We start from the raw sequence: 19,068 nt of genomic DNA on the forward strand, positions 1-19,068 counted from the left end.
GTACCGCTTGTTATTATGTCTGTCGCGGGCGATCCAGCAGAACGACCTCACACGCATAGTGCTGCGAGGCCGTCATCTCGCCGCGGAACCAGAGCAGCGGGATGCGCGCCGGATCGCCGGGCGCGACGATCGGCCGGAGGTTATCGACGGTGGAGTTCTCGGTCACTGGCGTCCATGTCGTCCCGGCTGTCCCGGTCGTCCCGGCGTGGCTCATGCGAGCGTGGAAGATCTCGTGGTGCTTCAGTGCGGCGCCGTCGCGCGGGTCGATCGGCGTCGACACGTAGAGCGAGTCGAGGTCGTACGGGTCGATTGCGACCAGGCCGGTGTAGTCGTTCTCGTGCACGAGCAGACCGTGGCCGGCCTTCGCCAGCTGCTGCACCTGCCACGTGCCGCCGGGCGCGAGCCGTGCGTAGAAGAAGCGATGATCCGGCACCGGGTGCTGCCGAGCGAACGCATCCTCAGGCTTCTCGGGTACGTCGTGACGGGCGAGCATCACCGCCGCGAGCGAGCCGTCATCGCCGCGGCGGATGTCGACGGTCCAGCAGTGCGTCATCGGCTCGCCGTCCCAGACCGAGTCCGCGGCGAGGACCTTGGTCAGCTCCACCTGCGACGGCGCGTCGGCGTCGAGCGCTCTCGCGTCCACCACCGTGCCGTCCGTCCGGTGCAGAGCACCACCCTCCAGATAGCCGTGGTAGATCGAGTTGTTGTAGTCGCGCGGATGATGGTCGGTCGTGATGAGGTCGACGCGCGTGGGCGTCGAGACGTAACGCGTGTAGCCGTTGACGTATCCGACCTTCGGGCGCGTGAACAGCTTGCCGGCGTACTCCCACGTGTCGCCCTCGTCGTCGGACACGAGCGCGCACGGGTCGTCGTTCACCGCGCGGGCGAAGCAGTAGAGGCGGCCGTCGAGCTCATGCAGGTTCGAGTACGTGACGCCGCGGCCGCCCGTGAACTCGCTCCAGTCGAACGTCCGCTCCGGCCCCCACTTGCGCGGATCGCCGGGCTCGCTGATTCGCCACCGAGTCAGGTCGTCGGTTTTGTGCTTCGTGTACACCGCCAGCCAACGACCGTCCCGCCGCCGCCACAACGCCGGGACGTCGTGATCGTCGGCTTCGAACTGCTCATGCAGTACGACGACCTCGCTCGCGCCTGACTGCAGCTCCACGACGGTCAGCTCGACATTGCCGGCCCGTTCGTCGCCGCCGGGACCCTCCGGGGCGGCAATCGAACCCGCGACCAGCAGGCCGCTCTCCGGATCGACCAAGGCCCGCTCGTCCTGGAACCAGCACCAAGCACCGTTGTCATTGATCACTCGAGGCGCATCCATGGTCGCCCAGTGTTTCATCGTTGAATCAATGAGGAAAGCGTTTGCCCAGATCCGGCCAGAATTGTCCGATGGCTGTGCGACGATCGAGGTATGCCCATCGACCAGCACCTTCTGCTCGCATTTCTGCTGACGACGACCATCGCGATGATCACACCCGGGCCGGACATGTTGTTCATCCTCGGGTGTGGGATGCGCAGCGGTCCGCGGGCCGGATTGCTCGCGACAGCGGGGGTTGCCACGAGTGAGGCTGTTCATGTCGCCGTGGCCGCGGCCGGGCTGGCTGCGTTGTTCGCGGCGGTGCCGATCGCGTTCACCGCGGTACGGATCGCCGGCGCGGCGTACCTGATCTATCTCGGGGTGCAGATGATCCGGCACCGCAACGACGCCATCGGCGATGCGCCGGCCGGCGCGGCGATGTCGGGGCGGAAGGCATACCTCACCGGCCTGACCACGAACCTGCTGAACCCGAAGATGGTGACGTTCACGATCGCGTTCCTGCCGCAGTTCGTGGTGCCGGAGCACGGTCGGGTGTGGCTGCAGTTCGCGGTACTCGGCGCGATCCTGATCGTGCTGGAGTTCCTCGTCGACGGCACGGTCGGCCTGCTGTCCGGGCGGATCGGCGGCTGGCTGCGTTCCCGGCGTACCGCCCGCCGCCGGATCGACACGGCGACAGGCGGGATCTTCATCGGCCTCGGCGTACGGCTCGCATTCCTGCGTTAATGCTGCTGTAGTTGCTGCTGTAGGTGCTCAGAGGTCGGGTCCTCAGACCAGGGCGAAGCCGCCGGTCCAGGAGATCTTCTCGCCGACCGCGAGCGTGAGCTGCAGGAACCCGAGCGCCTCGAGCTCGCGGGCACGCTTCAGCGATCCGGCGTCGACCGCCTTCAGCCCGCCGGCGCTGACGATCCCGGCGAACTGGGCCTTGGCGTCGGCGTCGTCGCCCGCGATCAGCACCGTGGTCGGAACCTGACCCACCTGGCCCGACGCGACCGCCGCAGCGAACGTCGTGTTGAAGGCCTTCAGAACCTTGGAGTCCGGCAGCTTCCCGGCCAGCTCGGCCGCCGCCGAACCGTCCGCCGGCACGACCAGCGAGTCGAACGTCTCGAAGTTCAGCGGGTTGGTGATGTCGACGACGACCTTGCCGCTCAACTGGTCGGCGCGATCGGCGAGGACCTGGGCGATCGCCGGGTACGGCACCGCGAGGATCACGACGTCGCCGGTGACCGGCTTGTCCGTGTCCTTGGAGTTGAACAGCTCGACGGAGTTGCCGCCCTTGGCGACGACCGACGAGATCGCCTGCCCCATGTTGCCGCTTCCGATGATGCTGACGTGCGTCATGCTCAAGCTCCTTTTGGTTGTGCGTTCAACCATCACGGTAGCCCAGAAAAGTTGTAGCTACAACCTTTTGCTGCCAGAATGTTCAGATGAGCACTCGATGGCTGGACGACACGGAGATGACCGCGTGGTTGCGGCTGGCCGCCGTACTCGAGCTTCTGCCCGGCGTCCTCGACTCCCAACTGCGGCGCGACGCGGAGCTGACCCACTACGAGTACTTCGTGATGGCCATGCTGTCCGAGGCGCCGGAGCGCACTCTTCGGATGACCGCGCTGGCCCAGCGAACGAACGCGACCCTCCCCCGCCTGTCACACGTCGTGAAGCGGCTGGAGGATCGCGGAATCGTCGAGCGGTTCCCCTGTCCGGAGGACGCGCGGGCGACGAATGCACGGTTGACCGCCGCCGGCTGGAAGAAGATCCGCGCGACCGCGCCCGGCCATGTGGCAACGGTTCGCCGGCACGTCATCGACGTACTCACGCGTGAGCAGATCGCGCAACTGGCCGACATCACCGGAGCGATCCTGAAGTCGGTCGACCCGGAGGGCCATCTCAGCGAGCTGTACCAGCGCTGACCTGCCGCGGTGGCCCAGCCTCTCACCCACGAGATCTTCTCCACCACCCCGGCCTGCTCGCTTCCGCCTCCCCCGAGGCCCACACCCAACTACTCACCTTGCTGGCCCCGCACCTGTCCGAGTCGCGGGCAGGCTGAGAGATCTCAGCGCGTTTCGAGTAGCTGCTTGAGGCGGGCGAGATCCTTCGTGTTCGCCCGCCGCATGGACGCTGCCATCAACGGCGCTGCGACCCCGGCGAATCCCTTCGGCTCGCCGCGATTCCGCAAGGTCATCCGCGTCGCGCCGCCGTCTGTCTCCGACCACTCGTAGCTGGTCTCCATCGGGAACGGCCCTTGGGCTGTGCGCATCACGAGGCGGCGACCAGGAACCAACTCGGCGACCTCGTACGTGTAGGCGAGCCGCCGGCCCAGGAAGTGCGCGACGAAGTCCATCCGCGATCCGACCTCGACCGGCGGCTCGGTCTGCCAGTCCACGGACTCGATGTTCGCGTACCACTCCGGCGCGTTGGACGGATCCCCGACGTACGTCGCGACCACATCCACCGGCCGCTCGATCACGACCTCGGTCACCACATCAACAGCCACGCTTCGCACTGTACGTCTCATGTATCGCAGCGGGTCGCCGGTGACTCCGTCTGATTAAGGGGAGGAACTGCCATGAGCAACACAGTCGAACCACATCGGAGGCGGACCAGGACCGTACGGCGTTCTCACCGTCGGCTGATCGTCACGATCAACATCGCCCAGGCTGTCGTCGCGCTGCCGTGTCTCATCGCGGCGTACGGGCTGGCGGAACACCTGGTCGCAGCCCAGGAGGCCGTCGGGCCACACCAGGTCGCGAGCCGGTCGGCTCATTGGCCGGTCGACTTCGCGATCACCCTGAACATGAGCCTGCTCATCGTGGGCGCCGCGGCGGGTGCGGTCGGCAGCGTCATCCAGCAGAGCATGACGTTCGCCCGCACGACCGGCGCGAATCACCAGGTCGCGTGGTACATCATGCGTCCGCTGTGGTCCGCGCTGCTCGCCGCCGTCTCCGTGATCGCCGTCAACACCGGCCTGATCAGCATCGGCGACGAATCCACCTCCAGCGCCGGCGTAGCCGTCCTGGTCCTGACCGGCGCGCTGACCGGCCTGTTCACCGATCAGGCCCTGAACCGCCTGCGCCGCATCCTCAACCGCCAACCCCGCGGAGCCGCGTGACACGCAGTACTGCGGTCAGCATCGGCAGGGTGAACTCCCCGTCGGCGGTCTCTGGTCTGGTCGCCAGGTACGCGCGGATGTGGGCCAGTGTGGCGTTGCGTTCCTGAGCTGACATCACCAACATGCCCGCGCGGGTGGCGAGCGTCGCGACGAGAGAGTCCGCCGTACGACGTTGCCCGTGCGGGAACTCCGCCTGCTCCGGCTCGCCGAACCACGCTTCCGGAAGGTGTATGCCGGCCGCCTGCATCCGCCAACTGGCAGGCGTATCACGCGGACCGATCGCCGCACTCCCACTCACCTGAGCCAGCCCGTCAACCCAGTCGACTCGGTCGTCCACGACATTCCACAACCCGGCGAGAACGCCACCAGGCGCAAGCACCCTGGCAATCTCCGGCCCAGCAACAGCCATGTCGAACCAGTGCATGGCATTCCCGGCCACCACCACATCGACCGACCCGTCCGGCAGCGGTATCCCCTCAGCACTACCCGCCAACGCCCGCACCCCCGGCAGCCCCCGTCGCAACTCCCCCAACATCCCCGCATCAGGCTCAACCGCAACAACGTCGACCCCCAACTCCACCAACGTCGCCGTCAACTTCCCTGTCCCGGCCCCAAGATCAAGCACCCGTCCCCCAGGCGCCCCCTCCAACACCCACCCCACCGCGGCTCGCGCATAGTCCGGCCGATGCGCCGCATAAGCCCCCGCCGCCACCCCGAACGAAGACGCATGAACCAACCGCTCACCCTCATCCATCCCCCGACGCTACCGACCCAACCGGAGCCGCGCAGTCGCGACGTGGGTGGGTGGGGTTAGCGGAAGTCTCGGGATTTGGTTCGGGCGGCTAGGGGGAGGCGTTCTAGGTGTTCGGCGGAGAGGTTGGTTACTTCGCCGGCGCGTTCTATGCGGCCTCGGATGATGAGGGCGGCGGCGTTGCGGGCTACGGCGGCGTGGTGGTGCCAGCAGCCTACGGTGATGACGATGTTGGCCATGCCGGTCTCGTCCTCGAGGTTCATGAAGGTGACGCCGGAGGCGGTGGCTGGGCGTTGGCGGTGGGTGACGACGCCGGCCACCCGGACGCGGGCGCCGTCGGGGGCTTCGCGGAGTTGGGCGGCGGACAGGATCCCTTCGGCGCGGAGTCTTTCGCGGACGCGCTCCATCGGATGGCTGGTGGTGGTGATCGAGGTGGACCACAGGTCGGCCATGTCGGCCTCGATGTCGCTCATCCCGGGCAGCGTCGGCGGCGGACCGGCCGCGGTAATGCCGGCCAGCTGACCGGGGCGCTCCTCGGCTGCACGGCCCGCTTCCCACAACGCCTGCCGCCGGTCGAGTCCGAAGCAGTCGAACGCCCCAGCTGTCGCGAGCGCCTCGACCTGAGCCGCTGTGATCCCGGTCCGCCGGACCAGGTCGGCCATCTCGGTGAACGGGCCGCCCCGCTCCCGCTCCTCGACGATCAGCTTCGCGCCCTTCTCCCCCACCGTGCGTACTTCGGACAGCCCCAGTCGGACCGCGAACACACCGTCCCGGCGATGCACGGTGTTGTCGAACGGCGCCTTCGGATCGAACGGACCCACCAACGGCTGCGGGTCCGCCAGACAGTCCGGCGACCCGGTCGGACCGGTGCGCTCCTGCCCGTCGACCAGAAACTCGAGCCCCGCGTCGACGCCCGAGAGATGCAGGTGCGGACGCCGTACTTCGACACCGTGGCGGCGGGCGTCGGCCACCAGGGACTGTGGTGAGTAGAACCCCATCGGCTGGGCGCGTAGCAGTGCGGCCAGGAATGCTGCCGGGTAGTGCAGCCGAAGCCACGTGCTGGAGTAGACGAGCAGCGCGAAGCTGATCGAGTGCGATTCGGCGAACCCGAAGTTCGCGAACGCTTCGATCTTCTCGTAGATCTCGTCGGCCAGGTCGCCGGTGATCCCGTTGCCCGCCATCCCGGCATACAGCTTGTCCTTCAGGGAAGAGATCTTCTCGATGCCGCGTTTGGACCCCATCGCCCGGCGGAGCAGGTCGGCCTCGTCACCGTCGATCTCGCCGACCGCCATCGCCATCTGCATCAGCTGCTCCTGGAACAGCGGCACGCCCATGGTCCGCTCCAGCACCGGTCGCAGCTTCGGATGCAGGTAGGTGATCGGCTCCTCCCCGGTACGGCGGCGGATATACGGATGCACAGCGCCGCCCTGGATCGGGCCGGGGCGGATCAGCGCGATCTCGGTGACCAGGTCGTAGAACCGTCGCGGTTTCAGCCGCGGCAGCGTCGCCATCTGTGCGCGGGACTCCACCTGGAACACTCCGACCGAATCCGCCCGGCAGAGCTGGTCATAGACGCCGGCCTCCTCCCGCGGGATCGTGTGCAGCTCCCACGACTCGCCGATCTGCTCGCGGACCATGTCGAGGCAGTACTGCAGCGCGGCGAGCATGCCGAGCCCGAGCAGGTCGAACTTCACCAGCCCCATCCACGCGCAGTCGTCCTTGTCCCACTGCAGGACGGTCCGTTTCTCCATCCGGGCGTGCTCGATCGGCACCACCTCGCCGACCGGACGCTCGGTCAGCACCATCCCGCCGGAGTGGATCCCGAGGTGCCGCGGGAACTTCAGCAGCTCGGTCGCCATCGACACCACCTGCGGCGGGATGTCGTGCTCGGTCGAGGTGATCTCCGGACTCCAGCCGTCCACCTGTTTCGACCAGGCGTCCTGCTGACCGACGGAGTACCCCAGCGCCTTCGCCATGTCGCGGACGGCGGACTTCGGGCGGTAGGAGATCACGTTCGCCACCTGGGCGGCGTTGTGCCGACCGTACTTCTCGTAGACGTGCTGGATCACCTCCTCCCGCCGGCCGGAGTCGAAGTCGACGTCGATGTCCGGCTCCTCGGCCCGGGTGGTGGCCAGGAACCGCTCGAACGGCAGGTTGTAGAGGATGCTGTCCACCGCGGTGATGCCGAGCGCGTAGCAGACCGCCGAGTTCGCCGCCGAGCCGCGGCCCTGGCAGAGGATCCCGTTGTCGTGCGCGAACCGGACGATGTCCTCGACGATCAGGAAGTACCCCGGGAAGCCCTTCTCCTCGATGACGTCGAGCTCCCGCTCCAGCCGCTCGTAGGCATCCGGCCGCTGCTCACGAGTCCCGTACCGCTTCGCGGCGCCGGCGAACGTCAGCTCCCGCAGCCACGACATCGGGGTATGACCATCAGGTACGTCGCGCAGCGGCAGCTTCGGCTTCGCCCGCGCGAGGTCGAACGCGAGCTGGTCGGCCAGCGTCACCGAACGCGCCACGGCCCCGTCGTACCGCCGGAAGCGGGCCGCCATCTCCGCCCCCGAACGCAGGAACGCCATCCCGCTCGGTGGCAGCCAACCGTCCATCGAATCCAGGTCGCGTCTGGCCCGCACGGCGGCCAGCGCCGCCGCCAGCTTGTGCTTCGCCGGGGTCGCGTAGTGAACGTTGTTTGTGGCAACTACCGGAAGGCCCCGGTCGGCGGCCAGATCGGCGAGGATCCGGTTCCGCAGGGTGTCCGCGGGCAGGTGGTGGTCGATCAGCTCGACCACCACGCGGTCCTTGCCGAACAGAGCGGTCAGCCGATCCAGCTCACGGCCCGCGGCGGCCGGACCGTCGGCGTGCCCGCCGAGCTCCAGCGCCTGCCGGACCAGGCCTTTGCGGCAGCCGGTGAGGATCAGCCAATGGTTGCGGCCAACAGAAGCCAGCTCTTCCAGCACATAGACCGGCTTCCCTTTCTCTCCTCCGGCCAGTTGCGCCTCGGTGATCGCGCCGGCCAGCGTGTGATAGCCGTCCTGCCCCTCCGCCAGCACCAGCAGGTGACTGCCCTCGGGGTCGGCCACGCCGTTCTGTGGGCCGGTCAGCCCCAGCGACAGCTCGGCACCGAAGACAGTCGGCATCGAGTACGCCGCTGCGGCCTCGGCGAACCGCGCCGCGCCGTAGAACCCGTCGTGGTCGGTCAGCGCCAGCGCATGCAGCCCCTGGCGGACCGCGGCCTCGACCAGGTCCTCCGGCTGGGAGGCGCCGTCCAGGAAGGAGAAATTCGAGTGGGCGTGGAGCTCGGCATACGGCACGGCGTGCTCTGGGCGGTGGACGGTGTCGGCGACATACGGCCCGCGATGCTGCGACCATGCCGGGCTGTCACCGCCGTCGCCCGTCACCGGCCGGCCGCCGTGGCTGCCCGGGCGGGAGCGGTCCGACAGCTTGCGCTCCAGCTCCGACCACTTTATCGGCGGATTGTTGTAGCCCATCGCACTCACCTCCCGTCGAGATCAAGACTAGAACATATGTTCGACAGCACGCAAAATGAGTGGCCGACGCAATGAGCGGGTTGGTACCTTGCCGTGGTCCGTGACACCACGCCAGGAGGTGATGCCCCCATGAACGCTGCAGAGCAATGGGTGCTCCCCCTGTCGTGGTCACGGGCGGGCGACTGACACAGGTGTCAGCCGGGAGCGCCACGACAGGCTCCCGAAGGGAAACACCTATGAACACTTTGACGCTCTCGCGTGTCGCCGAGAATCAATGGCACGCGATCGAGAACGACCTGGTCGTCGGCCGCGGGCATGCTTCGCGGCGGCTCGACGGCAGGACGTTCCTGAGTATCGACACCTGGCGTGACGCGGTCTTCGATCGGCTCGCCGCCGCAATGCTGGCCGATCAGCCGGCACCGCGGTACACCGTGGTCGACGAGACCGACCGCGACCTCACCGCCAACTGGGAACGCGCCGGATTCACCCGCGAGCGTCGCGAGTCGGAATTCGTCGTACCCACTGAACTCACGCCGGTGGACGCGCCGTCCGGAGTGGTCATCACGACCGCAGCCGAGGCTCCGCTGCGCGAGCTCGACCGCGCGATCCGCGCGGAGGTCGAGGCGACTGTCGGCTGGCAGACGATGCCCGCGGAGGTGCTGCCCTGGCAGGGCGGCACGAGACCACTCGACCCGTCGAAGTACACGGTCGCGGTGCGGGACGGACGGTACGTCGGACTGGTCCGCGTGGCGACGAGGACCCGGCGGCCGCGGATCGGGCTGGTCGCAGTACTGACCGCCGAGCGGCGGCACGGCATCGCCCGCGCCTTGCTGACGCACACTCTCAGCGGGCTGCATCACGCCGGCTTCGAAGCAGCCACAGCGGAGGTCGACGAGACCAACACGGCCGCGCTGGCGCTGTTCGAAGGGCTCGGCGCCCAACGCACGGGCGGCAGTCTGGAACTCATCAGCCGGCCGGGAAGGGCTTGATCATGCCTAGAGCAGCAGGCGGCATCGAGGTCGAGGGCACCGTCGTCGAGTGCCTCCGCAACGCCAACTTCCGGGTCGAACTCACCAACGGCCACAAGGTCCTGGCGCACATCAGCGGCAAGATCCGCAAGAACTACATCAAGATCCTCCCGGAGGACCGCGTCCTGGTAGAACTCAGTCCCTACGACCTGAACCGGGGCCGCATCATCTTCCGCTACCGAACCTGATCCATCTCACACACCTCCGTCGGGATCAAGACTAGAACATATGTTCGATCAAGCGGTAATCTGAAAACATGCTTGGTCGGTTCACGGTTCGCCCGTCCGACGACGGATCCAATGGGTTCGGCGTCTGGGACGGGGCGGTCAACGGGTGGCGTGCGACAGGTCTCGACGACGAGGGGAAGGCGCGGGAGTTGGCCTCTGATCTCGACGTGCAGTACGACGCTCACGGGCCACGCCCGGCGGACGCCGTGCGGCACGTCGAGCCGGCTCAGAAGGTTCAGCGGGCGACGTGGTCGACCGGTGAGCTCGACGTCTGGATACGGGACAACGGCGAGTGGCTGGGGCGGGTCCGGGACAAGAACGGCGACATCGCCTGGGTCCCGGGCACCGACCTCAGACCGCTCTAGGCGCGGGTGAGGAGGAGCCAGGTCAGGTAGGCGGCGTAGGCGGCCACGAAGAGGGCTCCTTCGAGGCGGGTGATGCGGCGGCCTGAGAGGAAGACGGGGACGCAGGCGACGGCTGCGGCGGCCATCAGGATGAGGTCGCTCTCCAGGACCTCGGACGGTACGTCGACGGCGCCCGGGGCGACCAGCACCGTGATCCCGAGGATGATCGCGATGTTGTAGACGCTCGAGCCGAGCAGGTTGCCGAGCGCGATGTCGCGGTCGCCGCGGACGGTCGACAGGATCGTGGTCACCAGTTCGGGCGCGGACGTGCCGATCGCGATGATCGTCAGCCCGATGACCGCGTCGCTCACCCCGAGCGAGATCGCGACGTCGACCGCCCCGTCGACCAGCAGCGTCGCGCCGACCACGATCACCGCGAGCCCGGCGATCAGGAACAGCACGTCCACCCAGGTCCGGGCGGGTTTGCCGTACGACGCGTCGTACTTCGCCTTCACCGGCGCGGACTCGCCGCGTCCGGACCGCAGTACGCCGTACGTGTAGCCGGCCCCGAACAGCACCAGCACGATGCCGTCGAACGTACCGAGCGATCCGTCGAGCGCGATCACCACGAGCAGCAGCGAAGCCCCGGTCATCAGCGGGAGCTCGAACCGCAGCGTCCTGGTGTCGAAGGAGACCGGGCTGATCAGTGCGCTCAGACCGAGGATCAGCAGCAGGTTGACCAGGTTGGTCCCGACGATGTTGCCGACCGCCAGCCCGGCGTTCCCCTGCCGGGCCGCGTCGACGCCGATCGCCAGCTCCGGCATGCTCGTGCCCAGCGACACCACTGTCACCCCGACCACGATCGGCGTGAGGCCGAGCCGCACGGCCAGCCCCGACCCGCCGCGCACGACCAGCTCAGCGCCGCCAAGCAGCCCGACCAGACCGACGACGATCAGCAGGGCGCTCGGCACCGTGAACTCAGCGGGGAGCGGTGTTGGGCTTGGGCGTCGGCTTCTGCTTCCCCGAGTCGGGAGGCGTGGGGTTCGGGTTGCCGATCATCTTCCTCGGCGGGTTCACGAAACGCTTGACCGGCAGGCCGCGGAGAGCGCCCTGCATGGCGCTCTCCCAGAGCGGGCCGGCGGTGCCGGAGCCGGTCGGGTCGGCGATGTCCACACCGTTCAGGGTGTGGCGGAACATCAGGTTGGTGTACGGCAGAGTGGCGTCCGCGACGACCGCGGCGGCGGCGAGGTTCGGCGTGTAGCCGGCGAACCAGACCGCCAGGTTCTGCTGGATGGTGCCGGTCTTGCCCGCCATGTCGCGAGTGCCGAAACGCAGATGGCCGCCGGTGCCGCCCGGCATCATCACCTGGCTGAGCACCCGGTTGACCCCGTCCGCGACCGCGCGCGGCAGCGCCCGCCGGCAGTCGAAGCCAGGCCCGGGGATCAGCTTGTGGGACTTGTCCCGGACCGACGTGACGGCCAGCGGCTTGCAGTACATCCCGCGGGCCGCGAACGTCGCGTACGCGTTCGACAGCATCAACGGCGTCACGTACCCGACGCCGAGCGTCATCGACGCCACCTGGTCGAGCGGCTGGCCGGTCTGGCCGTTGTACATCCCGAGCTTGGCCGCGATCTTCGCGATCGCGCACAGCCCGGTCCGCTGCGACAACTGCAGGAAGTACGTGTTGGTCGAGAACCGGGCCGCCTCGACCATGGTCAGATCACCGCTGTGCGTCGAGTTCTTCGGCTGGTACGTCGGATCGCGGGTGGTCCCCGTACAGGTCCGGAACTTCGTGTTCCGCAGGTCGATCTGCTCCGGCGAGTTGATCCGGTAGTCCATCGGGAAGCCCTTCGACAGGGCCGCCGCGATCGTGAACGCCTTCATCGTCGAGCCGTTCTGGAACCCGCCGAACCCGCCGTACGCCTTCTCGACGTTGTAGTTGTAGTTCGTGTGGTTGCGCCCGTTGCCGTACGGCTTGCTCTGCACCATCGCCTTGACCAGCCCGGTGCCCGGCTCGACCACCGTGATCGCCGCGACCGCGGTGTCGGTGCGCTTGCTGTGTTTGTCGATCGACGCCTGCGCGGCCGCCTGGATCCGCGGGTCGATCGAGGTCCGGATCTGCAGGCCGCCGGTCTTGAGGTAGTGGTCGCGGTCCTTCACGGTCGCCCCGAGCTCCGGGTTGGTCAGCAGCTGCGAGACCACGTAGTCGCAGTAGAACGGGTACCGCGAATTGGCGCAGCCGTTCGGCACCGGCTCGACCCTGGCCAGGTCGATCACCGGCGTCCGCAGCGCGCGGTTGGCCTGACTGACCGTGATCACGCCGAGCTCGAGCATCCGCTTGATCACCACATCGCGGCGCGCCTTCGAGCGAGTCAGGTCGTTCGTCGGGTCGTACCCGGTCGGGTTCTTCACCAGGCCGGCCAGCAGCGCCGCCTGCGGGAGCGTGAGCTTGTCGGCCGTGGTCCGGAAATAGTGTTGTGCGGCCGCCTGGACGCCGTACGAGCCGTCGCCGAAGTTCGCCAGGTTCAGGTACCGCTCGAGGATCTCGTCCTTGGACAGCTGGTCCTCGACCGCGATCGCGTATCGCAGCTCGGTCAGTTTGCGCTCGTACGTGACCGCTGTCGCCGCGGCTCGCTCGGCCGCGGTCCGCGCCTTCTCGACCAGGCTCATCTTCACGTACTGCTGGGTGATGCTCGACCCGCCCTGCTGCACCTCGCCCTCGGTCTGGTTGCGCAGCATCGCGCGCAGCGTGCCTTTCAGGTCGAGTGCACCGTGGTCGTAGAACCGCGAGTCCTCGATCGCGACGATCGCCTTGCGCATGATCGGGCTGACCGCACTGAGCGGGACCGGGACGCGGTTCTGCTCGTACAGCGTGGCAATCAGCGTGCCGTCCGCGGCCAGGATGCGGCTGCGGACGGCCACCGGATCGATCTCGAGCTCCTTCGGCAGGTTCTGCAGCGAGGACGCGACGTCAGCCGATCCGCGTCCGGCGAATCCGGCGAACGGCACCACGAACCCCGCCGCCAGCGCACCTGACAGCACGCTCACGCCGATGAACGTGATCAACGACCGAGCCCAATTGCGACCGCCCCTGCCGGCACGCATAACTCCAGGGTAGGCGAGCGATCAGCTTCCGGGTACCCCGGAATTGATTGCCTCGATCAACTTTGGGCGCAATTCCCTTGCACTGATGACCGCATCGACCGACCCGACGTCGCGCGCCCGCTCGATACTGTGCACACGATCGAACTCGGTCGCGACCTCGCCCAGTTTCTCTGCCCGTACGACGGTTCGCACGTCGGCAAGCTCTGTCGCCAAGGCAGCCCGCTCCGCTCCGGTCGCCTCGCCGACCCGCTCGGCCAGCGTCGCGACCCGCGGATCCGCAGCGGTCCGCGCATCGACCTCGCCCGCGAAGACAACAGCGGCTGCCGGCGCGCCGCCGAGCACCGAGGCGAACGAGCCCTCGACCGCGAGCACGGTCATCGACGGGTTCAGCGACTTGGAGAACACGACGAACGCGCCGCCGTGATAGCGCGAGACGACGCAGAAAACGATCGGTCCCCGGAAGTTCACGATCGCGCGGCCGATCTCGGCGCCGTACTCGAGCTGCAGGTTGCGCATCGAGTCCGGTGAGCCGTCGAAGCCGGACAGGTTCGCCAGCACGACCAGCGGACGGTTGCCGCTGGCCGAGTTGATCGCCCGCGCCACCTTCTTCGACGACCGCGGGAACAGCGTGCCCGCGGTGTACGTGTCCGGTCCGTCGGTGGGCGGGAAGCCCCGGCGCGGCACCGACTTCGACTCGATCCCGACCAGGCAGACCGGGAACCCGCCGAGCCGGGCGTCCTGCACGACCGCGGTGTCGGCGTCGGCCATCCCGGCCCAGCGCTCCAGCACCGGGTGGTCCTGGTCAGTGACGGCCCGCATCAGCGTGCGGATGTCGAACGCCTTCTTCCGGTCCGGGTTCGTCGCGGTCGAGAAGATCTCACCGATCGTCTTGAAGTCGCTCCCGGCCACCTCGTGCGGGTACGGCGTGACGTCGCGATCCAGCGGGTCCGACGTCGCTGCCCGGCGCGGACCGCTCTCCCCCGGCACGACGTACGTGTGGTCGTAATGCGTCATCAGCACGTCCCGGGCCGCCTTCAGGTCGGGCGCCCAGTACTGCGCCTGACCGTTCGGGCCCATCACCCGGTCGTAGCCGCCGATGCCGAAGTTGTCCTCGGCCGACACGCTGCCGGAGAAGTCCAGCGTTTGCTTACCGGTCAGCACCATCGCGCTGTCCGGCGTCATCACCAGGATGCCCTTGGTGTGCATGAGCATCGTCGCCTCGGCGTTCCAGTACGGCTGCGCACCGACGTTGATCCCCGCGACCACGACGTTGATCTCGCCGCCGTCCTGGGTGAACTCGACGATCCGCTTCAGCGCCTTCGCGACCCAGTCCATGTTCTCGGTGCCGGAGTCCATCGAGATCCGGGCGCCGGCCGACAGCGAGTACCACTCGACCGGGACCTGCATCCGCTCGGCCAGGTCGAGCGCCGCGATGATCCGCGAGCACTCCCCCTCGGCGACCGCACCGAGGGCCATCGTCGGGTCGCCGCTCATCGCGACCCGGGTGACGCCCTCGGGATACCGCTCGCTCGGCGTGGTGACGATGCCGACGATGATGCCGGCCTTGTTCAGACCCTTCGGCCGGTCGACCGGGACCAGGTTGCCGGCGTCGTCGAGGTCGTGCTCGACGAACGAGCCGCCCTGACCGGCGACCATCCCGCTGACCTCGTACGGGTAGATCGTGTTGCGTCGCCGGGACCGCTGAACCTTCTGGGCGTAGTCGTCGAGCGGCATCAGCCGACCGGTCGGCGGCTGCTCGATCGACGTGACGACGCCCGCGCCGTGCTGGTAGTAGAACCGGGCCGCGACCGGGTTCGTCGTACCGTCCGGGGCCTGGACCTGGCCCTGGACCAGGACCTCCTCGATCCCGGCGCCCGCGGTCAGCGGGGCGATGTTGCGCTGCAGCGCGGTCACCTCGTCGACCTGGGCCTCGACCACCGGCCAGATCTGCACCCAGACGTGGTTCATGTCCAGCTTGGCGCCGGCCGCACCACGCGCTGAGCGGGCGCGACGGATCGCCTCGAGGCAGTTCGCGATCGCCCGCTCCGCGTGCGGCAGCGAGGTGACCTGACCGTCCTCGTCCCGGACGACGGCGAACTGGCGGACCTGAGCCAGCGCGACGAGCCGCCGGTCGGCCGGGTTGTCCCGGGCGACGCAGTAGTAAAGGAGCACGTCCTCGGGCGCATCCAGGCGGGTGATGCGGAAGTCGCGCAGCCGCCAGAGGTTCAGGCGACGGCCGACCATCGGGTGTACGCCGCGGACGTTGTCGTCCTCGGCCATCGACCCGCCGGCCGGGCGGTACGTGAAGTACGAGACCGGGCGGCCATGTCCCGGCGCGACCGCGACCGAGATCCGGCGTACCCGCTGGGAGACAGGGAGGTCGCCGACCATGCGGCGGTACAGGTCGGAGGCCTCCTGCTGCGACTCGGGCAGGTCCGGGCCGTACAGGTACAGCTCGACGACGGCTTCATGGCCGGCCGTGCGAGCGTCGACCTGTGCGGTCAGCATGCGGGACAGGGCGCTGTCGCGGTCGGCGAGCTCGGCCACCGTCCCGACCGTCGTGACCAGGTGGCTCGGACGGTCGTCGATCGAATAGTCGGCGGTCGCGACCGGTCGCCCGTCGACGGCGAACTCGCGCAGGTCGTGCAGCTCGTACTCGCGGTAGTGCCGGCGGACGAGCACCTCGAGCATCGGCTCGCGCTCACCCCAGCCGCCTTCGAGCCGCTGCGCGAGGAAGCGCACGATCGGCTCCGGGATCGCGGCCAGCGCGTCGATCCGCTGCTGCCGGTCCGGCGCATCCGGGTGTGCGGCCAGGTCGGCGACCTCGTCGCTCACCCCGGCGATGATCGAGGCCCGCTCCGCGTCGACCTGCGGCTGGTCGAACCAGCGGAAGCGAACGCTCCGGGCCAGGTCACCGACGACCGGGAACCGCAGCTGCGTCGCCGGCACCAGCCGGTCCAGCAGCTCGTGCACGGACTCGTCGAGCGGCGACTCCGGCAGCGGCTCGGCGATCCACCGCTGCAGCACGGACGTCACCAGCACCACGTCGGGATTCGAGCGCTGCTGGGCCAGGAAGATCCGGAAGACCGCTTCCTCCAGCTCGGGACTGCGCTCTAGCCCGGTCACGCCGTAGTTGCTGAGCACTCGCGTCAGCCGGGCCTGGAACTCGGCCGGCAATCCACCGCGGTCCGGGTCCAGGCTCTGCAGGTACGTATAGAAGTACTCGCGCGGGCTGTGCACGCGGTTCTCGATGCTTGTGTCCGTGCCGGCCGGCCTGTTCCGGCTCAGCTCGGCGAAGTCGGCGAACACGCTCAGCAGCTCGATCTCCGGTCCGACCGGAGGTCCGGCCAGCTGATGTGCGAGCTCGGACCGCGCAGCGAGGTAGTCGGCCAGCATGCCGCCCTCGTCCTGCGGGTCGATATCGAACCCGAGCAGCATGCTCCGCAGGTCATCGAGCCCGCGCTCCACCCGCTCGGCAGCAGACTTCTCCCCCGTGCCGTTCGGCAGATCCAGCTCTACGCCGTTCTGAACCGGTGCCGCCTGTTCGAGGCCGTCGTCTGCCACCGGCTCCAGCCGGAGTAGCGGCGCACCGGTCTCCACCTGGCTGCCGGTCGAGACCAGCAGCTCCTTCACGGTCGCCTTGAACGGCGCGTACAGCACCGTCTCCATCTTCATGCTCTCGAGCACGAGCACCGGCGCACCGGCCTCGATCTCAGCCCCCGTCTGCACCGGCGTCGCGACCACCAGTGCGGGCGCGGGCGAGCGCAGTACGCCGCCCTCGTCGCGGCTGACGCGGTGGGTAACGCCGTCGACCTCGACCAGGTGCACCGGGCCGTGCGTCGCGGTCACCAGGCGGAACCGCTGCCCGCCGACGACCAGCCTGCTCGTGTACTCGTCCAGCCGCTCCAGCTCGGCGTCCACGACCTTCAGGTTGCCGTTGCCGTTGCCCACACCGACCCGGAACCGCTCCGGACCGATCCGCGCCACCGTCACCCGGTAGCTCGCGCCGCGCAGCTTGAGGTCGATCGCGCGCCCGACCTCGTGCTGCACCTGCGGGCGGCCGCCGTGCGCGGTCTCCAGCAGCCGGATCCGCTCGACGCGCTCGGCGTCCTCGTACCCCTCGATCGCCGCCGCGACCAGCGCGATCCCGGAGTGCCGGTGCGAGATCAGGCGGCCCTCGCCGCGGACCCGGTCGATCCAGCCGGTGTCCGCGCTGCCGTCGATCACCTCGGGCTGGTCGAGCAACTCGAGGATGAAGCTCTTGTTGGTCGCGCCGCCCTCGATCAGCACGGTCGTCGCGGCCATCGCCCGCCGCAGCCGCGCGAGCGCCTCCTCGCGGGTCCGCCCGTACCCGATGATCTTCGCGATCATCGAGTCGAAGTCGGCAGGGATGCTGTCGCCCGCGCTCACACCGGTGTCGACGCGGATGCCGGGACCGGCCGGCAGATCCAGTACGGCGATGCGCCCGGGCGACGGCGCGAAGTCGCGGTCCGGGTCCTCGGCGTTCAACCGAGCCTCGACGGCGTGACCGCTCTCGATCGGCTTGACACCCTCGAGCCGGCCGCCGGAGGCGACGTGCAACTGCGCCTTCACCAGGTCGAACCCGGTGGTCAGCTCGGTGATCGGGTGCTCGACCTGGAGACGCGTGTTCACCTCGAGGAACGCGAACGACTTCTCGCCCGGGTGGTACAGGAACTCGACCGTCGCGGCGCCCTTGTACCCGACCGCGAGCGCCAGCCGCTCGGCAGAAGCCTTCAGGTCCTCGACCTGCGACGCCGACAGCAGCGGAGATGCCGATTCCTCGATCACCTTCTGATTGCGGCGCTGCACCGAGCAGTCGCGTACGCCGAGCGCCCACGCCGTACCCTGGCCGTCCGCGATGACCTGCACCTCAACGTGCCGCGCACCCGTAACGAGCCGCTCGAGGAACACGACGCCGCTACCGAAAGCGCGAGCAGCCTCGTCGCTGGTCCGTGCGTACGCGTCCGACAGCTCGTCTGCCGAGCGGACCACTCGGATGCCTCGGCCACCGCCGCCGGCCGTTGCCTTGAGCATCAATGGGTAGCCGATCCGCTCGGCCGCCTCGAGCGCCGCTTCCAGCGACTCGACCGCTCCGCGGCTCCACGGCGCAACCGGTACGCCGACCTCCTCGGCGATCAGCTTCGACCCGATCTTGTCGCCGAGCTTGCGCATGGCATCAGCCGACGGACCGATGAAGGTCACACCGATCCGGTCGCACAGCTCCGCGAATGCGGGGTCCTCGGCAACGAAGCCCCAGCCGACCCAGGCCGCGTCGGCGCCAGTCTCGCGGAGCGCTCGCTCGAGGACGGCGAGATCCAGGTACGGCCGGGCCGATGCCGGGCCGAGCGGGTAGGTGATGTCGGCCGCACGGACGAAGGTCGCGGTCCGCTCGCCGTCGGTGAACAAGGCCACGGTCTCGATGGGGTCACCGCCCTCGGCGTTGACTTCCCGGACCGCGTTGATCAGCCGCATCGCGGCCTCGCCCCGGTTCACTACTGCGATACGCTTGAACATCGACCGCCTCCGTGTCTCACCCTGCTTGTACAGAAGGGATCGCCCTCTGCTGGCACAGGTTTTCAGCCCATGCCCGTTACCGTCGAGTCGGCCCCCCTTTCAGGCGTGTTCGAGCCTGTTTTCCAGCCTGACCCGGGCCGATGAAAGACTTCCGGCAGTCGAC

The 19,068-nt window shown here is 68.6% G+C and carries 14 protein-coding genes; 6 read left to right on the top strand and 8 right to left on the bottom strand.

Features of this window, described 5'->3' with window-relative positions:
- Positions 1-13: 13 nt before the first annotated feature.
- The gene (locus AB0J62_RS15325; protein ID WP_363869891.1) at positions 14-1,327 is read right to left on the bottom strand and encodes a BNR-4 repeat-containing protein; all 1,314 of its coding nucleotides are present in this window, start codon (positions 1,325-1,327) and stop codon (positions 14-16) included.
- Positions 1,328-1,417: 90 nt separating this feature from the next.
- On the opposite strand from AB0J62_RS15325, the gene AB0J62_RS15330 reads away from it, so the two are divergent.
- Positions 1,418-2,047, top strand: coding sequence for a LysE family translocator (locus AB0J62_RS15330; protein ID WP_363869895.1), 630 nt, complete (start codon positions 1,418-1,420; stop codon positions 2,045-2,047).
- Positions 2,048-2,089: 42 nt separating this feature from the next.
- On the opposite strand, the gene AB0J62_RS15335 is transcribed toward AB0J62_RS15330, so the two are convergent.
- Entirely contained in the window at positions 2,090-2,662 is a 573-nt protein-coding gene (locus AB0J62_RS15335) for an NADPH-dependent F420 reductase (protein ID WP_363869898.1), read from the bottom strand.
- A gap of 86 nt (positions 2,663-2,748) precedes the next feature.
- Between AB0J62_RS15335 and AB0J62_RS15340 the strand changes: the two genes are divergently transcribed.
- Complete coding sequence (locus AB0J62_RS15340) at positions 2,749-3,231, top strand: MarR family transcriptional regulator (RefSeq protein ID WP_363869901.1); 483 nt, start codon at positions 2,749-2,751, stop codon at positions 3,229-3,231.
- A gap of 143 nt (positions 3,232-3,374) precedes the next feature.
- Here the strand turns inward: AB0J62_RS15340 and AB0J62_RS15345 are convergent, their stop codons facing one another.
- Positions 3,375-3,815 carry an SRPBCC family protein gene (locus tag AB0J62_RS15345; protein WP_363869904.1) on the bottom strand — a complete coding sequence of 147 codons (441 nt, stop codon included), beginning with the start codon at positions 3,813-3,815 and terminating at the stop codon, positions 3,375-3,377.
- A 72-nt stretch (positions 3,816-3,887) separates the two neighbouring features.
- Here AB0J62_RS15345 and AB0J62_RS15350 point away from each other — a divergent pair, with 72 nt between their 5' ends.
- A complete protein-coding gene (locus tag AB0J62_RS15350) occupies positions 3,888-4,430 on the top strand; it encodes a hypothetical protein (RefSeq protein ID WP_363869907.1) in 543 nt (180 codons plus the stop codon).
- Here the strand turns inward: AB0J62_RS15350 and AB0J62_RS15355 are convergent.
- Both AB0J62_RS15355 and AB0J62_RS15360 read right to left on the bottom strand, forming a co-directional pair.
- A complete protein-coding gene (locus AB0J62_RS15355) occupies positions 4,402-5,184 on the bottom strand; it encodes a class I SAM-dependent methyltransferase (protein ID WP_363869910.1) in 783 nt (260 codons plus the stop codon). The genes AB0J62_RS15350 and AB0J62_RS15355 overlap by 29 nt on opposite strands.
- 56 nt (positions 5,185-5,240) lie before the next feature.
- Positions 5,241-8,666 carry an error-prone DNA polymerase gene (locus AB0J62_RS15360; RefSeq protein ID WP_363869913.1) on the bottom strand — a complete coding sequence of 1,142 codons (3,426 nt, stop codon included), beginning with the start codon at positions 8,664-8,666 and terminating at the stop codon, positions 5,241-5,243.
- A gap of 236 nt (positions 8,667-8,902) precedes the next feature.
- Here AB0J62_RS15360 and AB0J62_RS15365 point away from each other — a divergent pair, with 236 nt between their 5' ends.
- The 3 genes from AB0J62_RS15365 (at position 8,903) to AB0J62_RS15375 (ending at position 10,286) form a co-directional block, all read left to right on the top strand.
- Complete coding sequence (locus AB0J62_RS15365) at positions 8,903-9,655, top strand: GNAT family N-acetyltransferase (RefSeq protein ID WP_363869916.1); 753 nt, start codon at positions 8,903-8,905, stop codon at positions 9,653-9,655.
- Between the two features lie 2 nt (positions 9,656-9,657).
- Positions 9,658-9,882, top strand: coding sequence for a translation initiation factor IF-1 (gene infA / locus AB0J62_RS15370; RefSeq protein WP_363869919.1), 225 nt, complete (start codon positions 9,658-9,660; stop codon positions 9,880-9,882).
- Between the two features lie 68 nt (positions 9,883-9,950).
- Positions 9,951-10,286, top strand: coding sequence for a hypothetical protein (locus tag AB0J62_RS15375; protein ID WP_134102197.1), 336 nt, complete (start codon positions 9,951-9,953; stop codon positions 10,284-10,286).
- Here the strand turns inward: AB0J62_RS15375 and AB0J62_RS15380 are convergent.
- From AB0J62_RS15380 to AB0J62_RS15390, 3 genes are read right to left on the bottom strand one after another with little or no spacing between them, the layout of a single operon-like run.
- Positions 10,283-11,236 (bottom strand): calcium/sodium antiporter, encoded by a 954-nt coding sequence (locus AB0J62_RS15380; RefSeq protein ID WP_363869923.1) that lies wholly within the window; start codon positions 11,234-11,236, stop codon positions 10,283-10,285. The two genes, AB0J62_RS15375 and AB0J62_RS15380, sit on opposite strands and share 4 nt — an antisense overlap.
- Before the next feature lie 7 nt (positions 11,237-11,243).
- Positions 11,244-13,370 carry a transglycosylase domain-containing protein gene (locus AB0J62_RS15385; protein WP_363869926.1) on the bottom strand — a complete coding sequence of 709 codons (2,127 nt, stop codon included), beginning with the start codon at positions 13,368-13,370 and terminating at the stop codon, positions 11,244-11,246.
- A 21-nt stretch (positions 13,371-13,391) separates the two neighbouring features.
- Positions 13,392-18,905 carry a carboxyl transferase domain-containing protein gene (locus tag AB0J62_RS15390; protein WP_363869929.1) on the bottom strand — a complete coding sequence of 1,838 codons (5,514 nt, stop codon included), beginning with the start codon at positions 18,903-18,905 and terminating at the stop codon, positions 13,392-13,394.
- Positions 18,906-19,068 lie beyond the last annotated feature (163 nt).

It is taken from the genome of Kribbella sp. NPDC049584 (assembly GCF_040675555.1).
Taxonomy (GTDB): domain Bacteria; phylum Actinomycetota; class Actinomycetes; order Propionibacteriales; family Kribbellaceae; genus Kribbella.